We start from the raw sequence: 23,666 nt of genomic DNA on the forward strand, positions 1-23,666 counted from the left end.
ACGAACCGACCGCAAGATCAGGCGCCGGACGGGCGTTGCCACGGCCATTGTGCATTGCAACTTAACCAATCCCGTTGTATCTCTTTAGACATAGCCATCCCATCAGGGACATCAGGATCGCCGAGCGATTTTTGGGGAAATCGGGAAGCGTTCGACCACTTCATGAAACGCGGGCTGAAGGGGCGCGGCCATGTCTGTCGGTATCATATTCTGTTGGCTGGATCGCCACGATCCGGACCGAGCGAAGGTCAAGTGGGACGGGACCGAGTATATCGGAACCTGTCAAAGATGTGGCGCCTCGATCAAGCGCGAAGCGCACAAGAAGTGGCGGCGCGTCTAGAAACCGCCGGCGGCAGGCGACTTGCCCCCCGCGCCTGCGACTAGGCCGGATTACTCGTAAGGCGCACGAACACGTCCTCAAGGTCCGCCTCGCGCGTCGTCACGTCCACGATCGCGAAACCTTGCGCCTGGACAGCGGCGAGAACCTGACCCGCGTTTGCCTTGTCGATATCGTAAGTTATCTCAACGATACGGTCGCCGACCTTCTCGCTCTTGCAAAAAGAGGGGTCGACCGGAATCTGTCCGAGATCGCGATCGAGCGTGAGCACGACCACTTTTTCGCGCGCCATGCCGATGAGATCGCGTGTCGGCTTGTTGGCGATGACTTCACCGTGGTTGATGATCGCGATCCTGTCGCACAGCTCCTCGGCCTCTTCGAGGTAGTGCGTCGTAAGCACGATCGTCGCGCCTTCACGGTTCATCTCGGTGACGAGATCCCAGAGCTGGCGGCGCAGTTCGACGTCGACGCCAGCGGTCGGCTCGTCGAGCACGATCACCGGCGGCGCGTGAACCAGCGCCTTGGCGATCAGCAGCCGGCGCTTCATCCCGCCCGAGAGCGTGCGCGCGTAGGCGTCGCGCTTGTCGGCCAGGTGCACCGCGCGCAGCAGCTCCTCGCTGCGCCGCAAGGGCTTGGCGATGCCGTAGAGCCCGGCCTGGATCTCGAGCACCTCGAAGGGGGTGAAGAACGGATCGAACACGATCTCCTGCGGTACGATGCCGATCGAGCGTTTGGCGTTACGCATGTCACGATCGATATCGAAGCCCCAGATGTCGATCGCACCGGACGTCTTGTTGACCAGTCCGGCCATGATGTTGATCAGCGTCGACTTGCCCGCCCCGTTGGGCCCGAGCAGGCCGAAGATGCCGCCTTCGGGAACATCGAACGAGACGCCCTTCAGCGCGAGCTTGGCTTCGCCGCCCGCAGGTGCATAGCGCTTGACGACATCACGGATCGAAATGGCGGGTGTGCTGGTCATGGCCGGGCATGTGGTACAGCTTGGCGCGCGCGTAAAGAGCGCAGGTGCGGCCGGGACTGCACCGTGGAGACGCGGGCGCCCGGATCGGCGGCGCGGCCCTCGCGCGTCGGCCCGACGCCGTTTCGGCTGGAAAACCGCCGCGGGCGCTGGTAATCGGCCTGCCATGAGCGACACGCCCGAAACCGTCTACACCGATTCCCGCCGCGTCTGGTGCGACGGGGCGACCGACATCCGCGCGGGATCGGCCCTCGGCCACCCGCGCGTCTACATGGAGATCGACCAGCGCGGCTGGGTCGAGTGCGGGTATTGCGACCGCCGCTTCGTGCTCAAGGGCGCGCAGGAGCGGGGCGAGAAGGAAGTCTTCCCTGGCGACCTGCCCGAGCCTGGCGACGCCTCGGCCGCCTGACCTCGCGCCTCCGCGCCCGAAGGGGCCGCAAACGCATTGCCGCAACTCGCGTCCGAGATCCGGAAGGCCCCGCCGAAAAGCCGTTGCCGCTTTCGGCCTGACGTCAAACCATCGTGCGGTCGGCGCGCACGAAGCAGTCGCGGAACGGCGAGGTATAGGGAAGCAGGAAGGGCACCGGCTTGCCCAGCGCCTTTTTCACCATGAGCTTGGCCGCACCCCGTACGGTGTCGAGCCGCTCGGTATCCTCCCAGGTGACGGTGAGGCCCTGCTCCTCGAGGATGCGGCGCAGCGAGGAACGGCCGGCGAAGACCAGATGATCGGGCAGATCGAGCTTGTCGGGATAGTCAGCGCGCCGCGACAGATCGCCGCCGTTGCCGGTGCGCAGGAACAGGCTTCCGTCCGGCTTGAGCAGCCGCGCCAGATCGCCGAGGAACGACCGGAAATCGGGCAGGTGCGAAAACACGTTCATCAGCGAGATGACGTCGAAGCTGCCCTCCAGCGAGTCCAGCGTGCACGCGCGAACCGGCAGGCCGTGGGCCTGGGCGGCTCGGGCCTTGGCCTCCATGGGCTCCACGCCGAGGACGGAACTGCCCGGCGGGAGGATGTCCATGGCGACTGCCACCAGTTCTCCGTAGCCCGCGCCGATATCGAGCCAGCTCAGCGGGCGCCCGGCGTCGATCCGCTCGGCGAACGCGGCCCGGATCTTGCCGCGATAGAGTTTCAGGGACGAGGGAATCGGACGGTATTCGACCTTCAGGACGCCGGCATCGGTGCGATGCTGGCCGAGCCGCGTGGCCTCGTCTATCGCCGCCACGGTGGGCCGGGGTGACACGTAGGCCACGCCGCAATCCTCGCATCGGCGCGCGATGAAGCCGTTCTCGCGGCCCCAGATAACATCGCTCGAAATACCGCAGAGCGGGCAAGCCACCTCTTCAAGTTCCAATATGTCGCATCCTTCTCGTCACTGAAGAGCCATTCCGAGCCTGAGGTCTGTCGCCGGACGCGGAATCGCGGCGATCTACGCGCCGCAGGATACGGCAAAGTCCCGGGAAAGGCGGGTGGGGATGAGTCCGGAGCGGAATCGTTAAGCTTTTCTTAAGTCCATTGCGGACGGATTCGGCGCGCTTGCGAGGCACTGCGGGCACCGCGAGGCATCATGGCTTTGCGCGACGGCCCGCGAACGCCTTTCGTCCAAGCGCTCGCGCTCCTATATCGGCCTGATGGCAACCGCACCCGATCCCCGCTCGCTGATCTACCGCAACGGCTTTTCGCCCGAAGAGGCGCAGGCGCTCGCCGCCGAGACGCTGCGAACCTGCGACGACGGCGAACTCTACATGCAGTTCATCGCCTCGGAGAGCTTCGGCTTCGACGACGGCCGGCTCAAGACCGCGGACTATTCGCGCGACGCCGGTTTCGGCCTGCGCGGCGTCTCGGGTGAGATGACCGGCTTCGCGCACGCCAACGAGATCAGCCCGGCCGCGATCCGCCGCGCGGGCGAGACGCTGCAATTGCTCGATCCGGCCACCGGCGCGCGCGCCGCGCCGCCCCGGCTCAACAACCGCCACCTCTATACCGACGCCTCGCCGCTCGACGCGGTCGGCTTCGGCGAGAAGGTCAAGCTGCTCGAGACGATCAACGCGGCCGCGCGCGCGCGCGATCCGCGCGTCGCGCAAGTCTCGTGCTCGATTTCCGGTTCGTGGTCGGTGGTCGAGATCGTGCGCGCCGACGGCTTCGTCGCCACCGACGTGCGCCCGCTCGTGCGGCTCAACGTCGGCATCGTCGCCGAAGCGAACGGGCGGCGCGAGAGCGGCAGCTTCGGCATGGGCGGGCGCTGGCTCTACGACGACCTGTTCAAGCCGGAGAACTGGAACCGCGCGATCGACGAGGCGCTGGCGCAAGCGCTGATAAACCTCGAAAGCATCGATGCGCCCGCCGGCGAGATGACCGTGCTGCTCGGTCCCGGCTGGCCCGGCGTGCTGCTGCACGAGGCGGTCGGCCACGGGCTCGAGGGTGACTTCAACCGCAAGGGCACCAGCGCCTTTTCCGGCCGCATCGGCGAGCGCGTCGGCGCGCCGGGCGTGACCGTGGTCGATGACGGTTCGATCGCCAACCGGCGCGGCTCGCTCTCGATCGACGACGAGGGCACGCCGACGCAGGAGACGGTGCTGATCGAGGACGGCGTACTCAAGGGCTACATGCAGGACCGCCTCAACGCGCGGCTGATGGGCGTCGCGCCCACCGGCAACGGCCGCCGCGAGGACTATGCCCACGCGCCGATGCCGCGCATGACCAACACCTTCATGCGTTCGGGCAACGACGATCCGGGCGAACTGCTCGGCCGCGTCAGGAACGGCATCTTCGCCAAGAGTTTCGGCGGCGGGCAGGTCGACATCGTCTCGGGCAAGTTCGTGTTCTCGTGCACCGAGGCCTACAAGGTCGAGAACGGCAGGATCGGCGCGCCGATCAAGGGCGCGACGCTGATCGGCGACGGCCCGACCGTGCTCAACCGCGTGATCGGCATCGGCAACGACATGACTCTCGACGAAGGCGTCGGCGTATGCGGCAAGGGCGGGCAAAGCGTGCCGGCCGGCGTCGGCCAGCCGACGCTGCTGATCGAGGGCCTCACGGTCGGGGGTACGGCCTGAGGGCTGCGGCTCCGTCATCCGGGCATGGCGAAGCGCCCGGTCAGCATGGGTTCATGCCGATCGTGGTATCCGGCAAGAATACGGCTCGGAGAGAAAACATGACAAGGATTGCCGCCCTGGTAGCAACCGCCGTCGCCGCGACCGCGATGATCACCGCACCCGTGGCACAGGCTCGTTCCAAAGTAACCGGCGAAGAAAAACTCGCCAAGATGCTGGAAGGCCGCGAGGCCGGAAAGCCGGTTTCGTGCATCCCGCATTGGGAGACGCGCGACAGCAAAGTGATCGACAAGACCGCGATCGTCTATGGCCGCGGCAACACGATCTATGTCAACCGCCCGATGAACGCCGATCGGCTGGACGATGACGACGTTCTGGTCACGACGATGCATACGAGCCAGCTCTGCAAGCTCGATACGGTGCAACTGCGTGACCGCGGTCCCGGCTTCTTCTACCGCGGTTTCGTGGGGCTCGAGGAGTTCGTGCCCTATCGCAAGATCGACGGGAAAGTCGCCGTCGCGGACTGATCGCTAGTCCCGGTTCGATGCAAGGCGCGGCCGCAATGGACCGCGCCTTGCTTGTATTTACCGCCTCAGCCGCTAATTCTGCGCGTTCGCGGCACGGGGGCCGCGTGATCGCGCGACACAGCGTTTGAAAGGCTCAAGATCCGGCATGGTGGCAAACCGCGGCTTTCAATCGACAGGTGCCAAGACCAGAATGCGCCTCATCGAGGCGGCCCACGAACTGCTTGCCGAGGAAGGATATCCCGCATTCACCGCGCGGCGCATCGCGAGCAAGGCCGAACTCAAGCCGCAACTCGTCCACTATTACTTCCGGTCGATGGAAGATCTGGTCGTCACGGTGTTCCGCAAGTCGGCTGCGATCTACTTCCGGCTCCACGACGAGGCGTTGTCCTCGTCCCGCCCGCTGCACGCGCTCTGGGCGCTCCACTGCAGCATGCCAGAGGGCGGACAGATCAACGAATTCGTCGCGCTGGCCAAACAGTACCCGGCCCTGCGCGACGAGATGCGCCAGACCGGCGAAACGTTCCGCAAGCAGCAGGTCGAAGCCATCGAGAAGATCTACGCGCGGGGACGGGTCAAGAACCCGCAGATCGGACCGGCCGCGCTGACGCTGCTGATCGCCGCGGTCGCGCGCAATTACGCGATCGAGGCGCAAGTCGGCATATCGCTGGCGCACGAGGAGCTGCGCCAGCTCATCGACACTTATCTCGACTGTCTCGAGCCCTGAGACCAGACCGATCCCGCCGATGACCACACATACGCCGCTGGGCCGCTGATCATGGCCGCGTCACGCCGCCCCTGGGCCGAGGCCCTGCTCCGCTTCTGGTTCCGCGAGCTTGCACCCGCGCAGTGGTTCTCCCGCGACGAAACGGTCGACGCCGCCTTGCGCGCGCGCTTCGGCCGCTGGCTCACCGCGCTCGGCACCGCGCCGGCGGAAAGCTTCCTCGATGGCGTGCGTACCGCGCGCGCCGCGATCCTCCTGTTCGACCAGGTGCCGCGCAATCTCTATCGCGACGATCCGAGGGCTTACGCCTTCGATCCGCTCGCGCGCGAGATCGTCAGGCTGGTGCTCGCGCGCGACTGGGATCGCGGCCTCGACCGATCGGCCCGGCACTTCATCTACATGCCGATGATGCACAGCGAGCAGATCGCCGACCAGTGCCTGTGCCTGCGGCTCTTCCGCGATCTCGACAACGCGTTCCTCTACCGCTTCGCCGCCGACCACCACGCCATGATCGCGCGCTTCGGGCGCTTTCCGCACCGCAACGAGGTTCTCGGGCGTCCATCGAGCCCGGCGGAGGAGCGCGCGGTGGCCGAGGGTGCCGCCTCGTGAAGCCCCGCGCGATCACGCGCGTCGGCCTTGTGCTCGTCTACGCGATCGCGGGGCTGCTGCATCTCGCCCTGCCCGGACCGTTCGTCTCGATCGTGCCGCCCTGGGTGCCCGCGCCCGCGCTGGTGGTCTCGCTGACCGGGCTTGCCGAGATCGCCGGCGCGGCGGGGATGCTGCAAGCTTTCTCCGACCCGCTGCGGCGGGCAGCGGGCTGGGGTCTTGCCGCTTATGCGCTGTGCGTCTGGCCGGCGAACCTGCAGCACATGCTGATCGACCTGGCGAAGCCCGACGGCGGGCTCGGGCTCGTCTACCACCTGCCCCGCCTCGCGTTCCAGCCGGTGCTGATCTGGGCGCCGCTGTGGGCGACCCGCGTCATCGACTGGCCGTTTCGCCGCTAGGACTTCGCCGTCACGGGCGGGGTCAGTTCCTCGTAGACCATCACCGTCGTCGCATCGAGGTTGAAGGCCGGATCGATCGGCATCGCTGCGGTATCGCGATGCGCGAACATGTTCTCGACCACCCAGTCGGGGTCGTCATGCTCGAGGTCGTAGATCGCGAGATACTTGTTGAGCGTCTTGCCCATCGAGACCGAGTGCAGCTTGAAACGCTGCGCGCCCGAAAAGCCCGGCAGGGCGCAGATGTCGTCGAGGTGGCGCCCGGTGTACCAGGTGTTGAAGTCCTCTTCGCGGCCTTCGAAAGGTTCCGAAAAGACCAGCATCTTGAAGCGCGGCATCGGCATGTCTCCCCCGCCCGCTCCCTGACGGGCTGGCGCCGATCATGCCAGCCGTCGCAGCCGATGCCACTAGGCCGGATTGCTTGCGGGCGCAGGCGCGCTTGACCCCGAGCGGGCGTCGCGTCCGCTCCAGAAAATCCGCCAGGCGAAACCCGCCGCGACCAGCCCGCCGACGAGATTGGCCGCCAGTTCCCCCGTGAAGACCCCGCGCTCGCCCCAGCTTCCGCGCAGGATCCACGCGACCGGGATCATCACCAGCGCGACGCGTCCCAGCGATTGCAGTAATGCCGTGCCCGCTCGGTCCACCGCGTTGAGCGCCCCGTTGACGACGATCTGAACGCCGTAACCGGCATAGCCCCAGACCGCGATCGCGAGGTATTCGGCGAGCGCCCGCTTGATCGCGTCCTCGTCGGCGAAGAAGGCGCCCAGCGCGTCGCGCAGCATGAACAGCACCAGCGCGGCGAGCAATCCGTAGCCGAGGCAGAACCCGCACGACCACAGCATCGCCTCGCGCACCCGGCCATACTGCTTCGCACCCCAGTTCTGGCCGACGATGGCGCCGATCGAGCTCGACAGGCCAAGCAGCGGCACCACAGCGAAAGTCTCGACCCGTCCGCCCGCGCCGAAGCCGGCGACCGCCGCCTGGCCCTGCGTCGCGACCAGCCCGGTCAGCACCGAGAGCCCGATCGGGTTGATCGCGTTGGAAAAGGCGGCGGGCCCGGCAACGCGGCTCAGCGCCTTGAGTTCGGGCTTCCAGCGGAAGGTGCCCAGATCACGGGGATGGAAGGGCAGATCGCTGCCCTGCAGGAGATAGACCGCGAGCGCGCCGCCGCACAGCCAGCCGCAGATCGTGGCATAGGCGGCCCCCGCGATGCCGAATCCTTCCCAGCCGAAGGCGCCGAGCACGAGGACCGGGTTGAGCGCGACGTTGACCCCCGCGTAGGTCAGCAGGATCGCCGCCGCGCGCCGCGCCGCGCCCTGTCCGCGCAATGCGCCGCTGATCCCCATCAGAAACAGCAGCAGCGGAAAGGCGAAGGCAAACGGCGTCATGTAGCGCGCGATCAGCGGCTGAAGCTCGGCATCGGCCTCCATCAGCCGGAACAGCGGCCCGCGCAGCAGGAACAGCGCCAGACCGACGACGAGACCGACCGCGCCGGCCCCCGTGACGCCGAGCGTCGTGACGTGCCGGGCCCGATCGCCCTCCTCGGCGCCCAGCGCACGGCTGACCACCGAGCTGATCCCGGCGATGACGCCGACGCCGAGGCTCGAAAGCGCCATCGTGACAGGAAAGATGAAGCTCACCGCCGCCAGTTCCGCCGCCCCGAGGCGGCCGATGAAATAGGCATCGGCGAGGCCAACCGACATGATCGCGGCGACGCCCACCATCATCGGCAGGGTCTGGGCGAAGAGGTGACGCGGAATCGAACCGCTGGCGAACCGCGCAGTCGGTTCCTGGTCATGATGGCTGTCGGACATGGGTCGGGCTTTCCCCAGACAAAACGCCTCCTCCTGCGCGATGTTCCGCGCTTGCCGGGGCTTGGCAAGCGGCGCGGCCAAGGCCAAGCCATGGCGATGACTCAGACACCCGCCGTTCCGCGTCCCTCGCGCGCCTGGCTCGACGAAGCGGTGCGCCGCATCGCCGCCGACGCCAACCGCTCGGCCGATACGCACCTGATCCACGTCCCGCTGCCCTCGCTGCCGGGGATCGACCTCTATCTCAAGGATGAAAGCTCGCACCCGACCGGCAGCCTCAAGCACCGGCTGGCGCGCTCGCTGTTCCTCTACGCACTGGTTAACGAGCGGATCGGACCCGAAAGCTGCGTGGTCGAGGCGTCCTCGGGCTCGACCGCGGCGTCGGAGGCCTATTTCGCGCGGATGCTGGGGCTGCGCTACATCGCGGTGGTGCCCGCGACGACCGCCGAGGCCAAGCTCGACCTGATCCGGTTCCAGGGCGGCGAGATCCACAAGGTCGAGGACCCGCGCACGGTCTACGATGTCGCCGCGCGCCTCGCGCACGAGTGCGGCGGGCACTACCTCGACCAGTTCACCAACGCGCATCTCGCGACCGACTGGCGCGGCAACAACAACATCGCCGAATCGATCTACCTGCAGATGGAGCGCGAGGCGCATCCGGTGCCGTCATGGATCGTGTGCGGCGCGGGCACCGGCGGCACCTCAGCCACGATCGGCCGCTTCATCCGCTACCGCGGCTTTGCCACGCGGCTGTGCGTCGCCGACCCGGTGAACTCGGTGTTCCATCGCCATTTCGCCGACCCGGCGGTGACGGGCCTGCCCGAAGGCTGCGCCGCGCTGATCGAAGGCATCGGCCGCCCGCGCGTCGAGCCGAGCTTCGTCGCGGGCGTGATCGACCGGATGATCGCGGTGGAAGACGCGGCAAGCCTTGGCGCGATGCGCGCGCTCTCGGAACACCTGGGCCGCCGAGTCGGCGGCTCGACCGGCACCAACCTCGTCGCCTGCGCGCGGATCGCGCGCGAGATGGCGGCAGCGGGCGAGAGCGGCTCGATCGTCACCCTGTTGTGCGACGGCGGCGATCGCTACGCCGCCACGTATTACGACGATGCCTGGCTCGCGGCGAAGGGGCTGGCGTGGGAGGATAGCGCCGCCGGCATCGCAAGGTTCCTCGCATAGCTCGGCCAGGCCCGGCTCGCGACAGGATCCGGAGTATCGCTCGCGGCAGAGCACTTGCAAGGCACCAATGCCGCGAAATTCGCGGGAGCGGACAGGGGCAAACACCTCCCGCCGCTCAGGCTGAGCTTATCGAAGGCTCCGCGCTGAGGCCTTCGACAGGCTCAGGCTGAGCGGGGTCCGGAGACGAATGCGACCGCAACGTCGTCGTGTCCGGTAAGACTGCTTCCGACAAAAATAGCCCAATAGCCGTCGTTCCCGCGCGCCGGATCGCCCTCGCCTCGACGGGCTAGTTCCTCACTCCCACTCGATTATTTCCTACCCTCATAACACCTTGAAATTACACGTCAAAATATTTTTCGTGGCTCGCTATACCGTCAGCCAACCCGTCAAAAACTCGCGCTGCTGAAATCATTGGCTTTTTCGGCCGTCCTCGCGAAACGCACCTTCCACCATCTATCGCCGGACACGGTCAAGAAGCGTCACCGAACGACCGTCAGACCCGCTCCGCCGTCTGTACGCTACACTACGAAGTGCGAGCGACGGCTTGTCGTTGGTTATACCGTCATCGCGGCTCAATCACCCCTAAAGATTCAGATCCCGCACAGCGACGAACGCCCGATTCGTCTCGGCCGCACGGCGCTCCTTGGCTTCCAGAACCGTGATGAGTGAAACCTTGCGCGAGAGCACCTCATAGAGGTCGAGCCCGTCAGCGCATATGAGGTTGGTCTGGCGTCCACGCGAGAACGCCTCCAGCCCCTCGGCCGTGAAGCCGGAATTGCTGACGAACAGGCCGCGCGACCAGGACGCCTTCCCACTGACCTTGCCCGAAAAGGTCATCAGGTCGGCAAAGCCGATCTGAGGCCCATGCCATTTTGCTTCAACCAGGTAGGTCTGACCGTGCAGCTTGAAGCTGCCGTCGATCTGCTCGCCGACGAGCCGAAAAGAGCCGCGCGGCGCCAGCGCGAAGCCGGCGAATAACTCGTTGAGAAAGCCCTCGAAACGCAGACCACGCGCCTGGGGATCGAGCTTGGTTATTTCGATGAGGAGCGCGGCGAGCTCCTGCGCCTTCTCCCCACCCAGCGTTGCGGACGCTTGCGACGCAGGCTCTGCCGCCTTCGGCGAGCCGAAGCTGCTTAGGAAGCTCGGATCGAGCAGTTCAGGGATCTTGAATTGCACGCCGGGAAGAAGGCTGTTGAGCCGATCAATCTCTTCACGACTGAGGGGATTGCCCTTCCCCCGTCGGTAGGTCATCGCTTGGCGAACGATCGCCACGATCAATTTCGTAAAGCACGACCTGCGCTGCTCCAGCGTCGCGGTCAGGAGTTGAACAACGGCAGGTCGCTTGCTGCCCGGGACCCATAGGTCGCCGACGCCGGCCTGTGCGGCGGCAAGTGGAAATGCGGTCCTGTTGTTTCCGCTCCCGGGAAGGAAATCGTAGAGGAGGTCTGCCAGGTCTTCGACCGCCTGAGCTTCTCGAAATGACATCATAGACTACTCGCCTTCGGCCTCCTCCATTCGCGCTTCAAGTTCATCCAGGAATGGTGAGCGCCCCCAACGCATCCGGCCGCGGGCTGCCAACACCCCATTGCGCTGAGATCGGACGAATGCCGTGCCCCCAAGTTTATCACGAAATTCACGTGACGACTCTCAATCTAGCAAGATTGTATGCTTCGTGCTACACAATCGCCAATATCCGTAGCACGAAGAAGGCAGGTGAGCTGCCGTTGCGGGCGGCGGCCGTCAGGATGGGCTCCTCCGGCTGCTACAGCGGTGGGGGGGGCAATTTGTGATCCTGACGGACAACGAGACCAAGATCGACCTTCTCAACAACGAGGCGATCGCAACAACCATCATCAAACTTCTGCGCGACCGACCCGATCAGCCAGTGACCGTTGGTGTGCATGGCGATTGGGGCGCCGGCAAATCCAGCGTGCTGGAAATGATCGAGTCCGGCTTCGATGGCGAGGCCAAGGTCCTCTGCTTGAAGTTCAACGGTTGGCGCTTCCAGGGATTTGAAGACGCCAAAATCGCCCTCATCGAGGGCATCGTCACCGGCCTCATCGAAAAGCGCCCCGCTCTCACCAAGGCCGGTGAAGCGGTCAAGGATGTCTTTCGACGGATCGACTGGCTCAAGGTCGCGAAGAAAGCCGGCGGGCTCGCCTTCACCGCCTTCACAGGAATTCCAACGCCCGATCAGATCCAGGCCATCGTGGGAACGCTGGAAGGTTTCCTCGCCGATCCGGCGAAACTCGCTACCAAGGATAATCTCGAAGCCGCCGTCGAAGGGGTGAAGGGCCTGCTGAAGCCGAAGGGTGAAGGCGACTCGACCAATGTCCCCGAGGAGATCGACGCGTTCCGGAAGGCTTTCGACGATCTCCTCGACAAAGCAGGCGTCGAGCAGCTCGTTGTCCTGATCGATGACCTGGATCGCTGCCTCCCGGATACCGCGATCGAGACGTTGGAGGCTGTGCGCCTCTTCGTCTTTCACGTCGCGCACCGCCTTCGTCGTCGCCGCCGACGAAGCGATGATCGAATATGCGGTGCGAAAGCATTTCCCAGACCTGCCGGACACCACCGGCCCGCAGACATACGCGCGGAATTACCTTGAGAAGCTCATCCAGGTGCCCTTCCGCATTCCGGCGTTGGGCGATACGGAAACGCGCATCTATGTAACGCTTCTTCTTGTCGGCGCCGAACTCGGCGAGAACGACCCGGCGTTCAATGCCTTGATCAAAGTCGCTCGTGAACGGCTGAAGCGTCCATGGACCACGGGAGCGCTCGATGCGGCCGCCGTGAGAACTGCACTCGGCGACAAGGCTTCGCGCGCCAACAATGCTTTGGCGCTAAGCGATCAGATCGGGCCGATCCTAGCGAGCGGCACGAAGGGTAACCCGCGTCAGATCAAGCGCTTCCTCAACACGCTTGTCCTTCGGCAGCGAACCGCTGAAGCACGGGGATTTGGGGACGACGTCAAACTGCCGGTGCTTGCAAAACTCATGCTTGCGGAGCGGTTCTTCCCACGCCTCTTCGATCAAATCGCTGCGGCTGCCGCAGCAGCAGCGGATGGAAAATGCCCGGACTTGTCGGCGCTCGAAGCCGCTGCGACTGCCAAAGCGGACACGAAAAGCGCCGCCAAACCGGAGAAGTCCTCTGCGAAGGGCGACGATGCCGTCAAGCCAGCGCCCAAACTGGAAGCCGTGAAATCAACTGATAGCGCGCTGTTGAGCGAGTGGTTGTCGTCCCCCGCGATCAAGGCCTGGGCGGCGGTGCCAACTGCGATCGGCGGAGAGGATCTCCGCCCCTACCTCTTCGTCGCCAAAGACCGGAAGGACTATTTCGGCGCCGCCTCCGTGCTTGGACACTTGGCGGCGGTAGTCGAACAGCTCTTCGGCGGCAAGTTTGCGGTACAGGGGCTAGAAGCCGATCTCAAGCGTCTGGCTCCGCCGGAAGCGGCGCAAATCTTCGAAGCCGTACGCGGCCGGATCGTCGGTGGCGACAGCTTCGACACCGAACCGCCGGGCGCTGCAGGATTGGCGGTTCTCGTGAAGGCTCATCCAACCCTGCAGGGCAGCCTCGTACACTTCCTCGACGCGCTCCCACGAGATCGTCTCGGGCCATGGGTCTGCAGCGGCTGGGAGGGTGTTCTCAAGGACGGCGATGCGCCACAGCGCTTCGACCGCCTCCTTCAAACTTGGGGCAAGGAAGGCGGCCCAATGCTCAAGGCGGCAGCTTCGGGCGTTCTTCGCACCCGCCAGGGAGCGCGCTGATGGGCACGTCCAGTGCATTCGGTGGCCAAAGCGGCGGGACGCCCCTTCTTCCGAGCTGGCTTGGCGATGACGGGGCACCGCCTGCGTCGCCGGACGGGGCTCCAGACGGTCCGCCGTCCGATGGCGCACCGCCAGACGGCCCGCCAGCGGACGGAACTCCACCAGCTGCGCCGCCGGCGCCACCGGTGCGACCACCCATACCGCCGGTCGCCGATCCCACACGCTTTTCGGCGGCTCGCAACAACTTCTCGCGTTTCGCTGGCTCGGGTGGCAGCGACCGTAGAAGCCTCGGCCGAGCGGTGTCGCATTATGTGGGCTCATCCTCAGGCGGCGCCCGCACGGCCGCCGCAAGGATGGGATCGGCGCGTGGCGCAGGCAGCCGTCTGCTCGGCTTCCTGTCGGACGCCGTTGCCCGCGGCGCGACCGAAGCCCTTCGGGCGCTCAACCTCGGCGCCCTCGCTGGTCGGCCGATCGAAGAGATCTTTCTCGGTTTGGCAGACTATGTATGTCCAGACGGCGGTTCGATCGATGAAGGCATCGCACGGGAAGCATTTATCGAGACCATCACTGACCTCGCTGGCGCTGGCATTACCGACCTCGATGGGCTTACCGCCGACCAGATGCAGACGGTGTTCGAGCTATATGCGACCAACGCGATCGAAGCACGGCTCTGTAATGACATCGGAGCGAAGACGATCACCCTCCCGTCGGATAGCCGCGAAGCTGCACGCGTACAGGCACAATTGAACGACTTCATCCGGCGCGGCGTGGCCGATGCGCTCACCACCGCTCGTGCCGCCGCTGCCGCCCTCACGCCCGACCGCGTGCTCCAATTTGTTGGGCGCATTTACGAGCAAGCATTCGGAATCTTGCAGATCATGGGCGACGCGGAGGCCGAAGGCGCATGAGGAGACACGTTATCATAGGCCGATATGGCCCGGGCGACCGCAGCCGTCTTCCGCTTGGCGATGGAGAAGTCGAAACCCGTCTCGACCTGGTCGTCGGCGAGCGAACACTCGATCACGGGATCGGCCGTGCGATCAGCGATCTGTCGCGTCTGGGCGTGCATCCTTCCGAAGTTGGGGTCGACATCCTGATCCTGGCCGCCCACGTCCATGCTGCCGACACCCGCATCTCGCGGGGAAGTGAATCCCAGGATGGCTGGACCCGCGAAATCAGGCTGATCGTTCCTGTCGCCGACCCGGATCGATGGACCGCTGTCGCACCGATCTTCGTTCGGATGCTGAATTTCCTGACCGGTGATCGGTGGTCGCTCGCATTCCGTTCGCGACCACGTCGCTTCGCAAGGGTCGCGTCGGCGGCGCCCGCTCGGCTTATCGGTCCGCCCTTTGATGACCTCGCTCTCTTCTCGGGTGGTCTCGACAGCCTCATCGGCGCGATCGACGCGCTTGAAAATGGTCGAACGCCGCTTCTGATCAGCCATGCCGGCGAAGGTGCGACCAGCGATGCACAATCTACCATCTTCGACGCATTGAAGACGCACTATCGCGGTCGCGCCTTCGATCGCTTGCGCCTCTGGATGGCATACCCGGACGGCTTCGTTCGCGGTTCAGGCGGCGAGAACACGACGCGCGGAAGATCGTTCCTCTTTTTCGCCCTCGGAATCTTCGCTGGAAGCGGACTCGAGGCGGCGTTCACCCTCAAAGTGCCCGAGAACGGTCTCATCGCCGTCAACGTGCCGCTCGATCCCTTGCGCCTCGGCGCGCTGAGCACTCGCACAACCCATCCTTTCTACATCGCCCGCTGGAATGACGCACTCCGCGGGCTCGGCGTGAATGGGCGGATCGAAAACCCTTACTGGGATCGAACCAAGGGCGAGATGGTGGCGGCGTGTGCCAACGGCGCGCTGTTGCGCCGCCTCGTTCCCTCATCGCTTTCCTGCGCAGCCCCGACGAAGGGACGCTGGCAGGGACTTGGCACACAGCATTGCGGTTATTGCCTCCCCTGTCTCATCCGACGGGCAGCTCTCGTTGCCGGCCTTCGCCCCGATCCTGATCCAACCGTCTATACGGTCGACGATCTCACCGCCCGGGCGCTCGACACACGCCAATCGGAAGGCGTTCAGATCCGCTCTTTCCAGCTCGCCATCGAGCGGCTCCGCGCACGGCCGGCGCTGGCGCCGATCCTCATCCACAAGCCAGGGCCGCTTTTCGATGAATCGCCGGCCCGGCAAGCAGTTCTTGCCGGCGTCTACCGGCGCGGCCTTGAGGAGGTCGGCGCGTTACTGACGGGCGTGAGGACGCGCCCGGGATGACCGAAACCGCTCAAGCTGCCGGCGTAGATTTCCACTGCCATCTTGACCTCTATCCCGATCATGAGGCTGCGATCGCAAAGGCAGAAGCCGCTCGGATCTACACATTGACCGTCACCACTACGCCCAAGGCGTGGGCGCGCAATCATGAGCTAACACGCCACACCCGCTTCGTGCGAGCAGCGCTCGGTCTGCATCCGCAGCTCATGTCGGAGCGCGCGGCAGAGCTGCCGCTATGGGAGCGTCACTTGCCCGAAACGCGCTACGTCGGCGAAGTGGGGCTCGACGCGGGACCGCGCTTCTACAAGTCGTTGGATACCCAAAAGCATGTGTTCCGCCGTGTGCTTCAGTGCTGTGCGGAAGCAGGCGGTAAAATTCTCACCGTCCACAGCGTAAGAAGCGCTACGCAGGTTCTCGATATGGTCGAAGAACATTTGCCGAGCGACCGCGGAAGCGTCGTATTGCATTGGTTCACAGGCAGCCGCAGTGAGGCCAAACGTGCAGCAGCGCTTGGATGCTATTTTTCCATCAATGCGGAAATGGTCCGGGCGGATCGCGGCCGCGCCCTCGTAGCCGAATTGCCGATCGACCGAATCCTGACCGAGACTGATGGTCCTTTCACGCAGGTCGACGGCCGCCCCAGCGAGCCCATCGATGTGAAAGCGACGGTCGCCGCGATCGCCGGGGTTTTGAGCCTATCGCCGGATTCAATCGCGAAAAAGGTACGATCGAACCTTCGATCCCTGGTGGGCTGATCACTCCCCTCGGGCTAGCAAAATTGTAATCTTCGTGCTACATATTCCTCCGATCTGTAGTGTGAAGGTGTCAAATGCCCACTCCCCATAACCCTCCTGCCGCCGTGCGGCGGGCGTTGCGCAAGCTCGGGGCGGACATCCACGATGCCCGTCGGCGCCGACGGCTGCCGATGGCGGTCGTGGCCGAACGTGCGTTTACCTCCCGATCAACCTTGCAAAGGGTCGAGGCCGGCGACACCAACGTCAGCATCGGCATTTACGCCGGTGTCCTCCAAGCCCTGGGCCTGCTCGACGGATTGAGCCAGGTCGCCGACATCGGCAACGACAGTGTCGGGCAGGCACTGGCCAGCGCCGAACTGCCCAAGCACATCCACCTCAAGCGGCCAACCGGATCGTCCCGCGATGGCTGACTTCGAGGTCCATATCGATCTGCACGGGCGAACGCGACCGATTGGACTCGCGAGGAGCAATCGTGTCCGCGGGGCGGAAACCATCCTCTTCGAATATGACGGTGCTTGGCTCGACGACCCAGAGCGGTTCTCGCTGGAGCCTGCCCTTGCCTTGACCCGGGGCGCCTTCGCCCCTCCTGCCGGCCTCACGACCTTTGGTTCGATCGGCGATTCAGCGCCGGACACCTGGGGTCGGCGCCTCATGCAGCGCGCCGAGCGTCGTCTTGCCGAACGTGAGCGGCGCGCCGTTCGCACGCTCGCGGAAAGCGACTACCTGCTCGGCGTCGCCGATGAGACGCGGCTCGGTGCGCTCCGGTTTCGCTGGGTCGGCGACGAGACCTTCCAGGCGCCGATCAGGGCCGGCGTGCCGGCCCTGATCGAGCTTGGCCGTCTGCTTCAGATCACCGAGCGGATTTTCCGGGACGAGGAAACGGACGAAGACCTTCAACTCATCTTCGCGCCCGGCTCCTCCCTCGGCGGTGCGCGACCGAAGACGTCGATCATCGATCAACACGGCCATCTCTCCATCGCCAAGTTTCCGAAGGAGACCGACGACTACAGCATGGAAACCTGGGAGGAGATCGCACTGCGGCTGGCCGCCCAAGCCGGTATCGCCACCCCGCAACACGAACTCGTCGAAGTCGCCGGCAAGTCGGTGATGCTGTCTCGACGCTTCGATCGCGATGGCGCGATCCGCGTTCCCTTCCTGTCCGCAATGGCGATGATGGGTGCTAAGGACGGCGACCGTGGCAGCTACCCCGAGATCGTCGACGCCCTGGCCCAGCATGGCGCGCAGGGAAAGACGGACGCCCACGCGCTCTACCGGCGCGTGGTCTTCAACGTGCTGATCTCCAATGTCGACGATCACCTGCGCAACCACGGCTTCCTCTGGCTCGGCAAGGCCGGATGGTCGCTTTCACCCGCCTACGACCTCAATCCGGTTCCAACCGATCTCAAGGCGCGTGTGCTGACGACGAACATCGACCTCGATGAGGGCACCTGCTCGCTCGATCTGCTCGAACAGGCTTCGGAGTATTTCGCGCTCACGCTGGCACAGGCGCGCGCGATCATCAAAGAGGTCGCGATCGTGACCGCGACATGGCGCGACACCGCCAAGGCAGTTGGCGCCCGGTCGGCCGAAATCACCCGCATGGCCAGCGCTTTCGAGCATGAGGATTTGACGCGAGCGCTGGCCCTATGACGAGAACCTTCCTTCACAGCTTCGATCCACCGTCGGCCAGCCCCGTGAACGCCGCCACTGTCGACCTGAACGTCGCGGATATCGAGGACGCCGGCATCCGCGAGGTACTTCAGACACCGGGCGCCGCCTATGGCGCATGGTCTATTCTTGATGCGCTCCTGATGCCAACCGGCGTCGGCACCCCCTTCATTTTCCGCGAACCGCTCGGTCAGGCGCGCGAAGTGAAGGTTGCCCTGTCGGGCCTCTTTGGGCGCTTCGTCGCCCGAGCCTATCTCGAGCGCTACTTCAACCTTTCGATCTTCGCGCATCTGGGCAGCCAGACGATCGATCTGGACCGCCGACGGAAGGTCAAGATCAAGCGGCTGTCGCGCGGCGACCTTCCCGATTGGATCGCCTGTGCGTCCGATCTGTCCTCGCTGACGGTCGCCGAGGCGAAGGGCTGCCACGATCCCGGTGGTCCGGCCAAGGCGCTGACGCGGGCGTGGGCGCAGGCCGGCCGCATCGACGTAACCGCCCAGGGCCGCAAGGTCACGGTCAAGCGCATCGCCATCGCTACGCGCTGGGGCATGGCCGTCGCCGGGCCGGCGGACGCCCATCTCTCTGTCAAGGACCCGCTCGACGAGGGCGAGCCCATCGAGCCGCAAGAAAAGGACGCGCTCTTCGTCGGCATGCTTCGCCTGCACATCGCCAATCTGATCCGACCGCTCGGCCATGCCGAACTGGCGGGAGCGCTTTATCGGCTGACCCAGCAACCGTTCGCGCGCAGGCTTCAAGGCGATCTGGATGTCGCTCGTGCTGCGCTCGACGCAGCTCCGGTAGGAGAACTGGACAAGACAGCCGCCGTGGGCGGGCTGGTCGGCGGGATCGTCACCCGCGCCGGTCCGGTGATCGACGCGGACGTCACGCCCGGCGATCAGGAGTCGCTTGCGCGCCTCAATCTGCGGCCGGTCTTTGTCGGCGTTGAGCGCGAGTTGATTCGAGCTGCCATCGATGCGGACCCGCAGGCGGTGCGCACGCGGATCACCCAGTCGGTGCGTCCCGATGATTTCGCGCGGCCCGATCGCGCGGGCGGCTGGATCGTGCCACTCGGCGAAGGACGACACATCATCGGTGGAGCCTGACCCAGGACAGGACAAACCAATTGCCGGAATCGGCAGATGAAACGGGGGCGGAAATATGGACGCACAGGACGGAGATCTCTCCAACGAAGCCGCGGCTCTTGCCGACATCCTCAAATGGTCGGCGGGCATCCCCGCTTGGCAACGGGACGCCCTACGGCGATTGTGTGGCCAGGCGACGCTGGAGCCGGCGGACCTGACGTCACTCGTGGCCATCTGCAAGGCCGCCGAGCAAGGCTCGCCACTCGACGCGACCCACGTTCGAGATCCCGCCGCCAGCCATGCCGTCGTCAGTCTCGGCGCGCTCCATGGCCTATCGAACGTCAACGCGCTCGCCGCGGGCGAACGCCTGTCCTTTGGAAAGTCCGGGCTGACGGTCATCTACGGCGACAACGGTGCCGGCAAGTCCGGCTATGCCCGTGTTCTGAAGCAGCTCTGCCGTGCGCGCTCCCCCAAGGGTGATGCGATCCTGCCGAACATCTACGCGGCCGCTTCCGGCACGCCGTCCGCCAATGTCGAGTTCTATATCGGCGGGCAGAAGCGCAACGCCTCCTGGACGCAAGGCTCTCCGACCGACGCGATGCTCTCCGCGGTCAGCGTATTCGATTCACGCACAGCAAATGTCCATGTCGAGAACACCAACGATCTCGCCTACACGCCCCTACCGCTCCGCATCCTCGCCGGACTCGCACAGGCTTGTCAGGACGTGAAGGCCAAGCTGGCCGCCGAGATCAAGGCCCTGCAGGAGCAGACGCCAGCCGTTCTTTCCAAACCCGAGTGCAAGCCCGAGACAGAGGTCGGCAAGCTGGTCGCTGCCCTCTCGGGTAAGACCAAGCCGGAAGCCGTCGAGAAATTGGCGGGCCTCACTGCCGAGGAGGAAACCCGGCTTCAAACCCTCGTCACAGATCTCGCCAGCGATCCGACGCGCACGCTGCGCCAGCTCCAGGGCCATGAGACCCGCCTAAAGGCCGTCATCGAGCATCTTGAGCGGCTAGCGGGCATCGTGACTGAGGAAACCCGGACCGCGCTGCACGATACCCATACGCGTCTCGGCACTGCACGGCGGGCAGCCGCTGCCGCTTCCGCGAACCTCTTCGCCCACGAACCGCTGCCCGACATCGGGTCGGACGTGTGGAAGTCGCTCTGGGAGGCAGCCCGCGACTATTCCCGCGCGTCAGCCTATCCGGAGAAGGGCTTTCCCGTTACCGACGCCGGCGCGCATTGCGTTCTCTGCCAGCAGCCCCTCAGCGAACAAGCCTCAAAACGCCTGAGCAGCTTCGAGGCCTTCGTCCAGGATGAGAGCAAGCGCCGGGAGGAAGAGGCCGAGACGGCCTATGACGAAGCGCTGGAGGATGCCGCGTCGAAGGGTATCGCGATGGCCGAAGTCCCGGCCATCATCACGCTGATCCGGGACGATCTTGGACAAGAAGCCCTCGCCACATCGGTTCGTCGCGAGATTCTCATCCTCGCCTGGCGCCTGCGCGCCGTCCTGCGCACCCATCGTCTCGAAACCCTGCCGACCCTGCCGCCGGCAATTGCGGTTTCGGTCGATCCCTTGCGAACCGCCCTTTCCGACTTGGCGACCCGTATGGAAGCCCTGAGGTCGGAGGCAAACTCACCTCAGCGAACTGCGCTTGTCGCGGAACGCGATGGGCTTGCCGATCGCAAATGGCTCGGCGTCGTACTGGCCGATGTGCTCGCCCAGATCACGCGCCTCAAGGCTGTCGAGGCTCTCGAAAAGGCGAGCAAGGACACGGCCACCAACAAGATCACCACCCAGAGCGCCCGGATCGCCCAGGCCCTCGTCACCAATCGGCTGCGCGGGCGTTTCGCCGTCGAGGTGGACAAGCTCGGCGTCGCAGGGCTTGCCATTGAGCTCCAGCAGGCAAAGACGACCGCCGGCGTCCCCTTCTTTCAGGTTCGGCTTATCAACAAGCCGAGCGAGCCTGTCGGCAAGGTGCTGAGCGAGGGGGAGCATCGCTGCGTGGCCCTCGCCGCGTTCCTGGCGGAACTCTCCACGATCGACGCACAGTCGGCAATCGTGTTCGATGATCCTGTTTCGTCGCTCGACCATCTGCATCGCGACCGCGTCGCCGCGCGCCTGGCCGAAGTCGGCCAGGCGCGCCAGGTGGTAGTCTTCACCCACGACATGGCCTTCCTGTTGCTGCTTGACGAGGCCTGCCGCGCCACTAAGGATCGCGAAGCGACGCCCGTCACCTATCGCCTCATCAGCCGCGGCGGCGACAACTCCGGCTTCTGCCATCAGGACCCGCCCGCCACCGTCATGCCGCTCGACAAAGTGCTCGACGGGATGAAGGCGCATCTCTCCAACGTGAAAATCCATCATGAGCGTGGCGATCAAGCCAAGTGGCTGCGAGAGGTGACCTCCTTCCAAGATCAGTTGCGCCAGACATGGGAACGCGCCGTCGAGGAAGCGGTCGGGCCAGTGATCCGGAGACTGTCGCGCAAGGTCGACACTACGGGCCTCATCAAGCTCACCGTTTTCACCGACGGTGACTGCACAGACATGCGTGAGGCCTTTGGCAGATGCTCGGCGTTGCTTCACAGCCAGCCCGGCGAGATCAACCCGCGTCTGCCCACGCCGGGTGTCATCGAGGCGGAGATCGCAGCGCTTGAGAAGTGGATCGCCGATATCCGAGTCCGACAGGAGAAAGCGGCATGAGGACGTCCGCAACGCTTCGGTGTTCGCAGAACCCCGGATCGCGACGTAATGCAATGTCTTTCACCACCAACTGTCTCACAGTTTTATCGCTTCCGCATGTCATAAAGGACATCTGGCATACGTAACCTAAAAGATGAAGACGCGTGATTTGAGGTGATTTAACAATGTCGAATTGCGCAAAACACGTCGAGCCGAGTATGCCACAGCAAATCAAAGATGAAATCAGCAAGACCGGCTACAAATTCTTTGCGAACTACCGGGCAAAGGAAAGCATTGTCGAGATCGCGGAGCATTTTGGCAAGACTCTGGTCCCGTGGAAAAATGGGCTCGTCCAGACGCTCGTGCCGCGCGCCGAGGCTGCACCCAACAGCTATAGCGGCATTTACGGCCTCGATCATTTCCCGTTCCATTCAGACCTCGCCCACTGGCGCACGCCGCCGCGCTACCTCCTTTTGCGTTGCATCAGGGGCTTTGCTGATGTGCCAACGCTGATGATCGACGGACACGACCTTATCGACGCCATCACCCTCGACATTCTGGCGCGCGCCATCTTCAAACCGCGACGACCGCGTGACGGGAGCGTCTCGCTGATGCGTCTTTGCGAGCCAGTCGACAATGTTATGCGGATTCGCTGGGACGAGGTGTTCCTGAAACCGGCGAGCAGGATCGGCGAGTTCGCGAACCTGCGCGTTCGCGAATGGCTCTCGAGATGCACGCCGACCGCGGTGTCGCTGGCGGAAACGCACGATACGCTCCTGATCGACAATTGGCGGATGCTGCATGCCCGCTCCCCAATCCTTCCCGGCCGCGAGAACCGGGCGATCGAGCGCGTTTATCTGGAGACGCTACATTGAAGACGACGATTTCACCCGGCGCGACGCCGGCCTCATGCGATCCGGACGCTCTATATATCAAGGCAGAGCGCTATATTCAGCATATGAGCGCATTCGACAGCGACGACTGGGAATATGCCCTGTGGTCTAGCCTTGCGCTCGAATTTCTCGCCCGCGCGGCGCTCTCGAATGTCAGCCCCGCCCTGATCGCGGACACCGACAAGAGCTGGTCGAGCTTGTATCACGCGTTGGGCTTCACACCCACGGAGGAGCGGTTCGCGCCGAAGTCGATCGCTGTGAGCGAGGTCTTCAAACGCCTCACTGCCGTTCTCCCGGATTTCGCCAAGGAGCATGAAAGCTTCGGCGTCCAGCACACCGGCCGCCGCAACGCCGAGCTTCATTCCGGCGAGCTTGCCTTCGACGGGGTCAAGGGATCGTCTTGGCAGCCGCGCTTCTATCAAACCTGCGAGATCCTGCTCGCCTCGATGGGCGCGACCCTCAAGGATTTCCTCGGCGAGGATGAGGCGAATGTCGCGACCAAACTGATCGCCGCCGCGGTCGACGAAAGCGCAAAGGCGGTAAAGGGCGAAGTTGAGGCCCACAAGAAGGTCTGGCTCGCCAAGCCCGGCGACGAGCGCGACACGCTGACCAAACAGGCTGCGGTCTGGGCCACGCGGCATGCCGGCCATCGTGTCGATTGCCCCGCCTGCACCTCCCAGGCGCTGGTCTGGGGCGAACCGGTCTCCGCGCCACAGCAACGGCTGAGCGAAGGCGAGATCACCGAAACCCAGGAGTTCCTGCCAAACCGTTTCGAGTGCGTCGCATGCGGGCTGAAGATAAACGGCTTGTCCCGTCTGGCGGTGGTCGGCTTGAGCGATCGCTACAAGAAGACGCAAGTCTACGATGCTGCCGAATATTACGCACCGGAAGATGACTATTCCGGCTATGAGGATGACAACAACGAACGCTGAACATCGCCGTTAGGCAC

General features: G+C 64.8%; 23 protein-coding genes. 18 read left to right on the forward strand and 5 right to left on the reverse strand.

The window, feature by feature from the left end; translation table 11 throughout:
* Positions 1 to 380: 380 nt before the first annotated feature.
* Positions 381 to 1,316: an ABC transporter ATP-binding protein gene (locus B2G71_RS15880; RefSeq protein WP_098107514.1), complete on the reverse strand. Its 936-nt coding sequence runs from the start codon at positions 1,314 to 1,316 to the stop codon at positions 381 to 383.
* Positions 1,317 to 1,479: 163 nt separating this feature from the next.
* On the opposite strand from B2G71_RS15880, the gene B2G71_RS15885 reads away from it, so the two are divergent.
* Positions 1,480 to 1,722 (forward strand): zinc-finger domain-containing protein, encoded by a 243-nt coding sequence (locus tag B2G71_RS15885; RefSeq protein WP_098107516.1) that lies wholly within the window; start codon positions 1,480 to 1,482, stop codon positions 1,720 to 1,722.
* A 103-nt stretch (positions 1,723 to 1,825) separates the two neighbouring features.
* Here B2G71_RS15885 and B2G71_RS15890 read toward each other — a convergent pair whose 3' ends face one another.
* Positions 1,826 to 2,665: a class I SAM-dependent methyltransferase gene (locus tag B2G71_RS15890; protein WP_168176381.1), complete on the reverse strand. Its 840-nt coding sequence runs from the start codon at positions 2,663 to 2,665 to the stop codon at positions 1,826 to 1,828.
* A 277-nt stretch (positions 2,666 to 2,942) separates the two neighbouring features.
* Here B2G71_RS15890 and tldD point away from each other — a divergent pair, with 277 nt between their 5' ends.
* The 5 genes from tldD (at position 2,943) to B2G71_RS15915 (ending at position 6,616) form a co-directional block, all read left to right on the forward strand.
* Positions 2,943 to 4,367 (forward strand): metalloprotease TldD, encoded by a 1,425-nt coding sequence (tldD, locus tag B2G71_RS15895; protein WP_098107520.1) that lies wholly within the window; start codon positions 2,943 to 2,945, stop codon positions 4,365 to 4,367.
* Between the two features lie 98 nt (positions 4,368 to 4,465).
* Positions 4,466 to 4,891 carry a hypothetical protein gene (locus B2G71_RS15900; RefSeq protein ID WP_098107522.1) on the forward strand — a complete coding sequence of 142 codons (426 nt, stop codon included), beginning with the start codon at positions 4,466 to 4,468 and terminating at the stop codon, positions 4,889 to 4,891.
* 145 nt (positions 4,892 to 5,036) lie between these two features.
* Positions 5,037 to 5,615, forward strand: coding sequence for a TetR/AcrR family transcriptional regulator (locus B2G71_RS15905; protein ID WP_098107524.1), 579 nt, complete (start codon positions 5,037 to 5,039; stop codon positions 5,613 to 5,615).
* Positions 5,616 to 5,666: 51 nt separating this feature from the next.
* Positions 5,667 to 6,221, forward strand: a complete 555-nt coding sequence (locus B2G71_RS15910) for a DUF924 family protein (protein WP_098107526.1) — start codon at positions 5,667 to 5,669, stop codon at positions 6,219 to 6,221.
* Positions 6,218 to 6,616: a hypothetical protein gene (locus B2G71_RS15915; RefSeq protein ID WP_098107527.1), complete on the forward strand. Its 399-nt coding sequence runs from the start codon at positions 6,218 to 6,220 to the stop codon at positions 6,614 to 6,616. The genes B2G71_RS15910 and B2G71_RS15915 overlap by 4 nt, the downstream gene beginning before the upstream one ends.
* Here the strand turns inward: B2G71_RS15915 and B2G71_RS15920 are convergent.
* Positions 6,613 to 6,951 (reverse strand): DUF4286 family protein, encoded by a 339-nt coding sequence (locus B2G71_RS15920; RefSeq protein WP_141521589.1) that lies wholly within the window; start codon positions 6,949 to 6,951, stop codon positions 6,613 to 6,615. The genes B2G71_RS15915 and B2G71_RS15920 overlap by 4 nt on opposite strands.
* A 69-nt stretch (positions 6,952 to 7,020) precedes the next feature.
* Entirely contained in the window at positions 7,021 to 8,427 is a 1,407-nt protein-coding gene (locus B2G71_RS15925) for an MATE family efflux transporter (protein ID WP_098107531.1), read from the reverse strand.
* A 90-nt stretch (positions 8,428 to 8,517) separates the two neighbouring features.
* On the opposite strand from B2G71_RS15925, the gene B2G71_RS15930 reads away from it, so the two are divergent.
* Positions 8,518 to 9,600 (forward strand): PLP-dependent cysteine synthase family protein, encoded by a 1,083-nt coding sequence (locus B2G71_RS15930; RefSeq protein WP_240530186.1) that lies wholly within the window; start codon positions 8,518 to 8,520, stop codon positions 9,598 to 9,600.
* A gap of 582 nt (positions 9,601 to 10,182) precedes the next feature.
* Here B2G71_RS15930 and B2G71_RS15935 read toward each other — a convergent pair.
* On the reverse strand, positions 10,183 to 11,088 hold the full coding sequence (locus B2G71_RS15935; protein WP_240530187.1) for a restriction endonuclease: 906 nt from the start codon (positions 11,086 to 11,088) through the stop codon (positions 10,183 to 10,185).
* Between the two features lie 298 nt (positions 11,089 to 11,386).
* On the opposite strand from B2G71_RS15935, the gene B2G71_RS24760 reads away from it, so the two are divergent.
* The 11 genes from B2G71_RS24760 to B2G71_RS15985 all read left to right on the forward strand — a co-directional run bounded on the left by B2G71_RS24760 (position 11,387) and on the right by B2G71_RS15985 (position 23,649).
* Positions 11,387 to 12,208 (forward strand): P-loop NTPase fold protein, encoded by an 822-nt coding sequence (locus B2G71_RS24760; protein WP_276306921.1) that lies wholly within the window; start codon positions 11,387 to 11,389, stop codon positions 12,206 to 12,208.
* Positions 12,126 to 13,367, forward strand: coding sequence for a P-loop NTPase fold protein (locus B2G71_RS15940; protein WP_276306923.1), 1,242 nt, complete (start codon positions 12,126 to 12,128; stop codon positions 13,365 to 13,367). The genes B2G71_RS24760 and B2G71_RS15940 overlap by 83 nt, the downstream gene beginning before the upstream one ends.
* Entirely contained in the window at positions 13,367 to 14,275 is a 909-nt protein-coding gene (gene qatB, locus B2G71_RS24830; RefSeq protein WP_168176382.1) for a Qat anti-phage system associated protein QatB, read from the forward strand. The genes B2G71_RS15940 and qatB overlap by 1 nt, the downstream gene beginning before the upstream one ends.
* A complete protein-coding gene (qatC, locus tag B2G71_RS15950) occupies positions 14,272 to 15,642 on the forward strand; it encodes a Qat anti-phage system QueC-like protein QatC (protein ID WP_098107535.1) in 1,371 nt (456 codons plus the stop codon). The genes qatB and qatC overlap by 4 nt, the downstream gene beginning before the upstream one ends.
* Positions 15,639 to 16,394 carry a Qat anti-phage system TatD family nuclease QatD gene (qatD, locus tag B2G71_RS15955; RefSeq protein ID WP_098107537.1) on the forward strand — a complete coding sequence of 252 codons (756 nt, stop codon included), beginning with the start codon at positions 15,639 to 15,641 and terminating at the stop codon, positions 16,392 to 16,394. The genes qatC and qatD overlap by 4 nt, the downstream gene beginning before the upstream one ends.
* A 74-nt stretch (positions 16,395 to 16,468) precedes the next feature.
* Positions 16,469 to 16,804, forward strand: a complete 336-nt coding sequence (locus B2G71_RS15960; RefSeq protein ID WP_098107539.1) for a helix-turn-helix transcriptional regulator — start codon at positions 16,469 to 16,471, stop codon at positions 16,802 to 16,804.
* On the forward strand, positions 16,797 to 18,044 hold the full coding sequence (locus B2G71_RS15965; RefSeq protein WP_098107541.1) for a HipA domain-containing protein: 1,248 nt from the start codon (positions 16,797 to 16,799) through the stop codon (positions 18,042 to 18,044). Before B2G71_RS15960 ends, B2G71_RS15965 begins: the two co-directional genes overlap by 8 nt.
* Positions 18,041 to 19,165, forward strand: coding sequence for a hypothetical protein (locus tag B2G71_RS15970; protein WP_206049428.1), 1,125 nt, complete (start codon positions 18,041 to 18,043; stop codon positions 19,163 to 19,165). Before B2G71_RS15965 ends, B2G71_RS15970 begins: the two co-directional genes overlap by 4 nt.
* A 55-nt stretch (positions 19,166 to 19,220) precedes the next feature.
* On the forward strand, positions 19,221 to 21,845 hold the full coding sequence (locus B2G71_RS15975) for an AAA family ATPase (protein WP_098107543.1): 2,625 nt from the start codon (positions 19,221 to 19,223) through the stop codon (positions 21,843 to 21,845).
* A 197-nt stretch (positions 21,846 to 22,042) separates the two neighbouring features.
* The gene (locus B2G71_RS15980) at positions 22,043 to 22,699 is read left to right on the forward strand and encodes a hypothetical protein (RefSeq protein WP_098107545.1); all 657 of its coding nucleotides are present in this window, start codon (positions 22,043 to 22,045) and stop codon (positions 22,697 to 22,699) included.
* Positions 22,696 to 23,649, forward strand: coding sequence for a hypothetical protein (locus B2G71_RS15985; RefSeq protein WP_098107547.1), 954 nt, complete (start codon positions 22,696 to 22,698; stop codon positions 23,647 to 23,649). Before B2G71_RS15980 ends, B2G71_RS15985 begins: the two co-directional genes overlap by 4 nt.
* The last annotated feature ends 17 nt before the right edge of the window (positions 23,650 to 23,666 follow it).

This window comes from Novosphingobium sp. PC22D, from assembly GCF_002556635.1.
Classification (GTDB): Bacteria; Pseudomonadota; Alphaproteobacteria; order Sphingomonadales; family Sphingomonadaceae; genus Novosphingobium.

Coding starts and splice junctions, on each gene's coding strand:
- B2G71_RS15970 (WP_206049428.1), top strand. CDS start 18,041: ATGACGAGAACCTTCCTTCACAGCTTCGATCCACCGTCGGCCAGCCCC.
- B2G71_RS15900 (WP_098107522.1), top strand. CDS start 4,466: ATGACAAGGATTGCCGCCCTGGTAGCAACCGCCGTCGCCGCGACCGCG.
- B2G71_RS15910 (WP_098107526.1), top strand. CDS start 5,667: ATGGCCGCGTCACGCCGCCCCTGGGCCGAGGCCCTGCTCCGCTTCTGG.
- qatD (WP_098107537.1), top strand. CDS start 15,639: ATGACCGAAACCGCTCAAGCTGCCGGCGTAGATTTCCACTGCCATCTT.
- B2G71_RS15885 (WP_098107516.1), top strand. CDS start 1,480: ATGAGCGACACGCCCGAAACCGTCTACACCGATTCCCGCCGCGTCTGG.
- qatB (WP_168176382.1), top strand. CDS start 13,367: ATGGGCACGTCCAGTGCATTCGGTGGCCAAAGCGGCGGGACGCCCCTT.
- B2G71_RS15880 (WP_098107514.1), bottom strand. CDS start 1,316: ATGACCAGCACACCCGCCATTTCGATCCGTGATGTCGTCAAGCGCTAT.
- B2G71_RS15935 (WP_240530187.1), bottom strand. CDS start 11,088: ATGATGTCATTTCGAGAAGCTCAGGCGGTCGAAGACCTGGCAGACCTC.
- B2G71_RS15925 (WP_098107531.1), bottom strand. CDS start 8,427: ATGTCCGACAGCCATCATGACCAGGAACCGACTGCGCGGTTCGCCAGC.
- B2G71_RS15960 (WP_098107539.1), top strand. CDS start 16,469: ATGCCCACTCCCCATAACCCTCCTGCCGCCGTGCGGCGGGCGTTGCGC.
- B2G71_RS15980 (WP_098107545.1), top strand. CDS start 22,043: ATGCCACAGCAAATCAAAGATGAAATCAGCAAGACCGGCTACAAATTC.
- B2G71_RS15975 (WP_098107543.1), top strand. CDS start 19,221: ATGGACGCACAGGACGGAGATCTCTCCAACGAAGCCGCGGCTCTTGCC.
- qatC (WP_098107535.1), top strand. CDS start 14,272: ATGAGGAGACACGTTATCATAGGCCGATATGGCCCGGGCGACCGCAGC.
- B2G71_RS15930 (WP_240530186.1), top strand. CDS start 8,518: ATGGCGATGACTCAGACACCCGCCGTTCCGCGTCCCTCGCGCGCCTGG.
- tldD (WP_098107520.1), top strand. CDS start 2,943: ATGGCAACCGCACCCGATCCCCGCTCGCTGATCTACCGCAACGGCTTT.
- B2G71_RS15940 (WP_276306923.1), top strand. CDS start 12,126: ATGATCGAATATGCGGTGCGAAAGCATTTCCCAGACCTGCCGGACACC.
- B2G71_RS15920 (WP_141521589.1), bottom strand. CDS start 6,951: ATGCCGCGCTTCAAGATGCTGGTCTTTTCGGAACCTTTCGAAGGCCGC.
- B2G71_RS15905 (WP_098107524.1), top strand. CDS start 5,037: ATGGTGGCAAACCGCGGCTTTCAATCGACAGGTGCCAAGACCAGAATG.
- B2G71_RS15965 (WP_098107541.1), top strand. CDS start 16,797: ATGGCTGACTTCGAGGTCCATATCGATCTGCACGGGCGAACGCGACCG.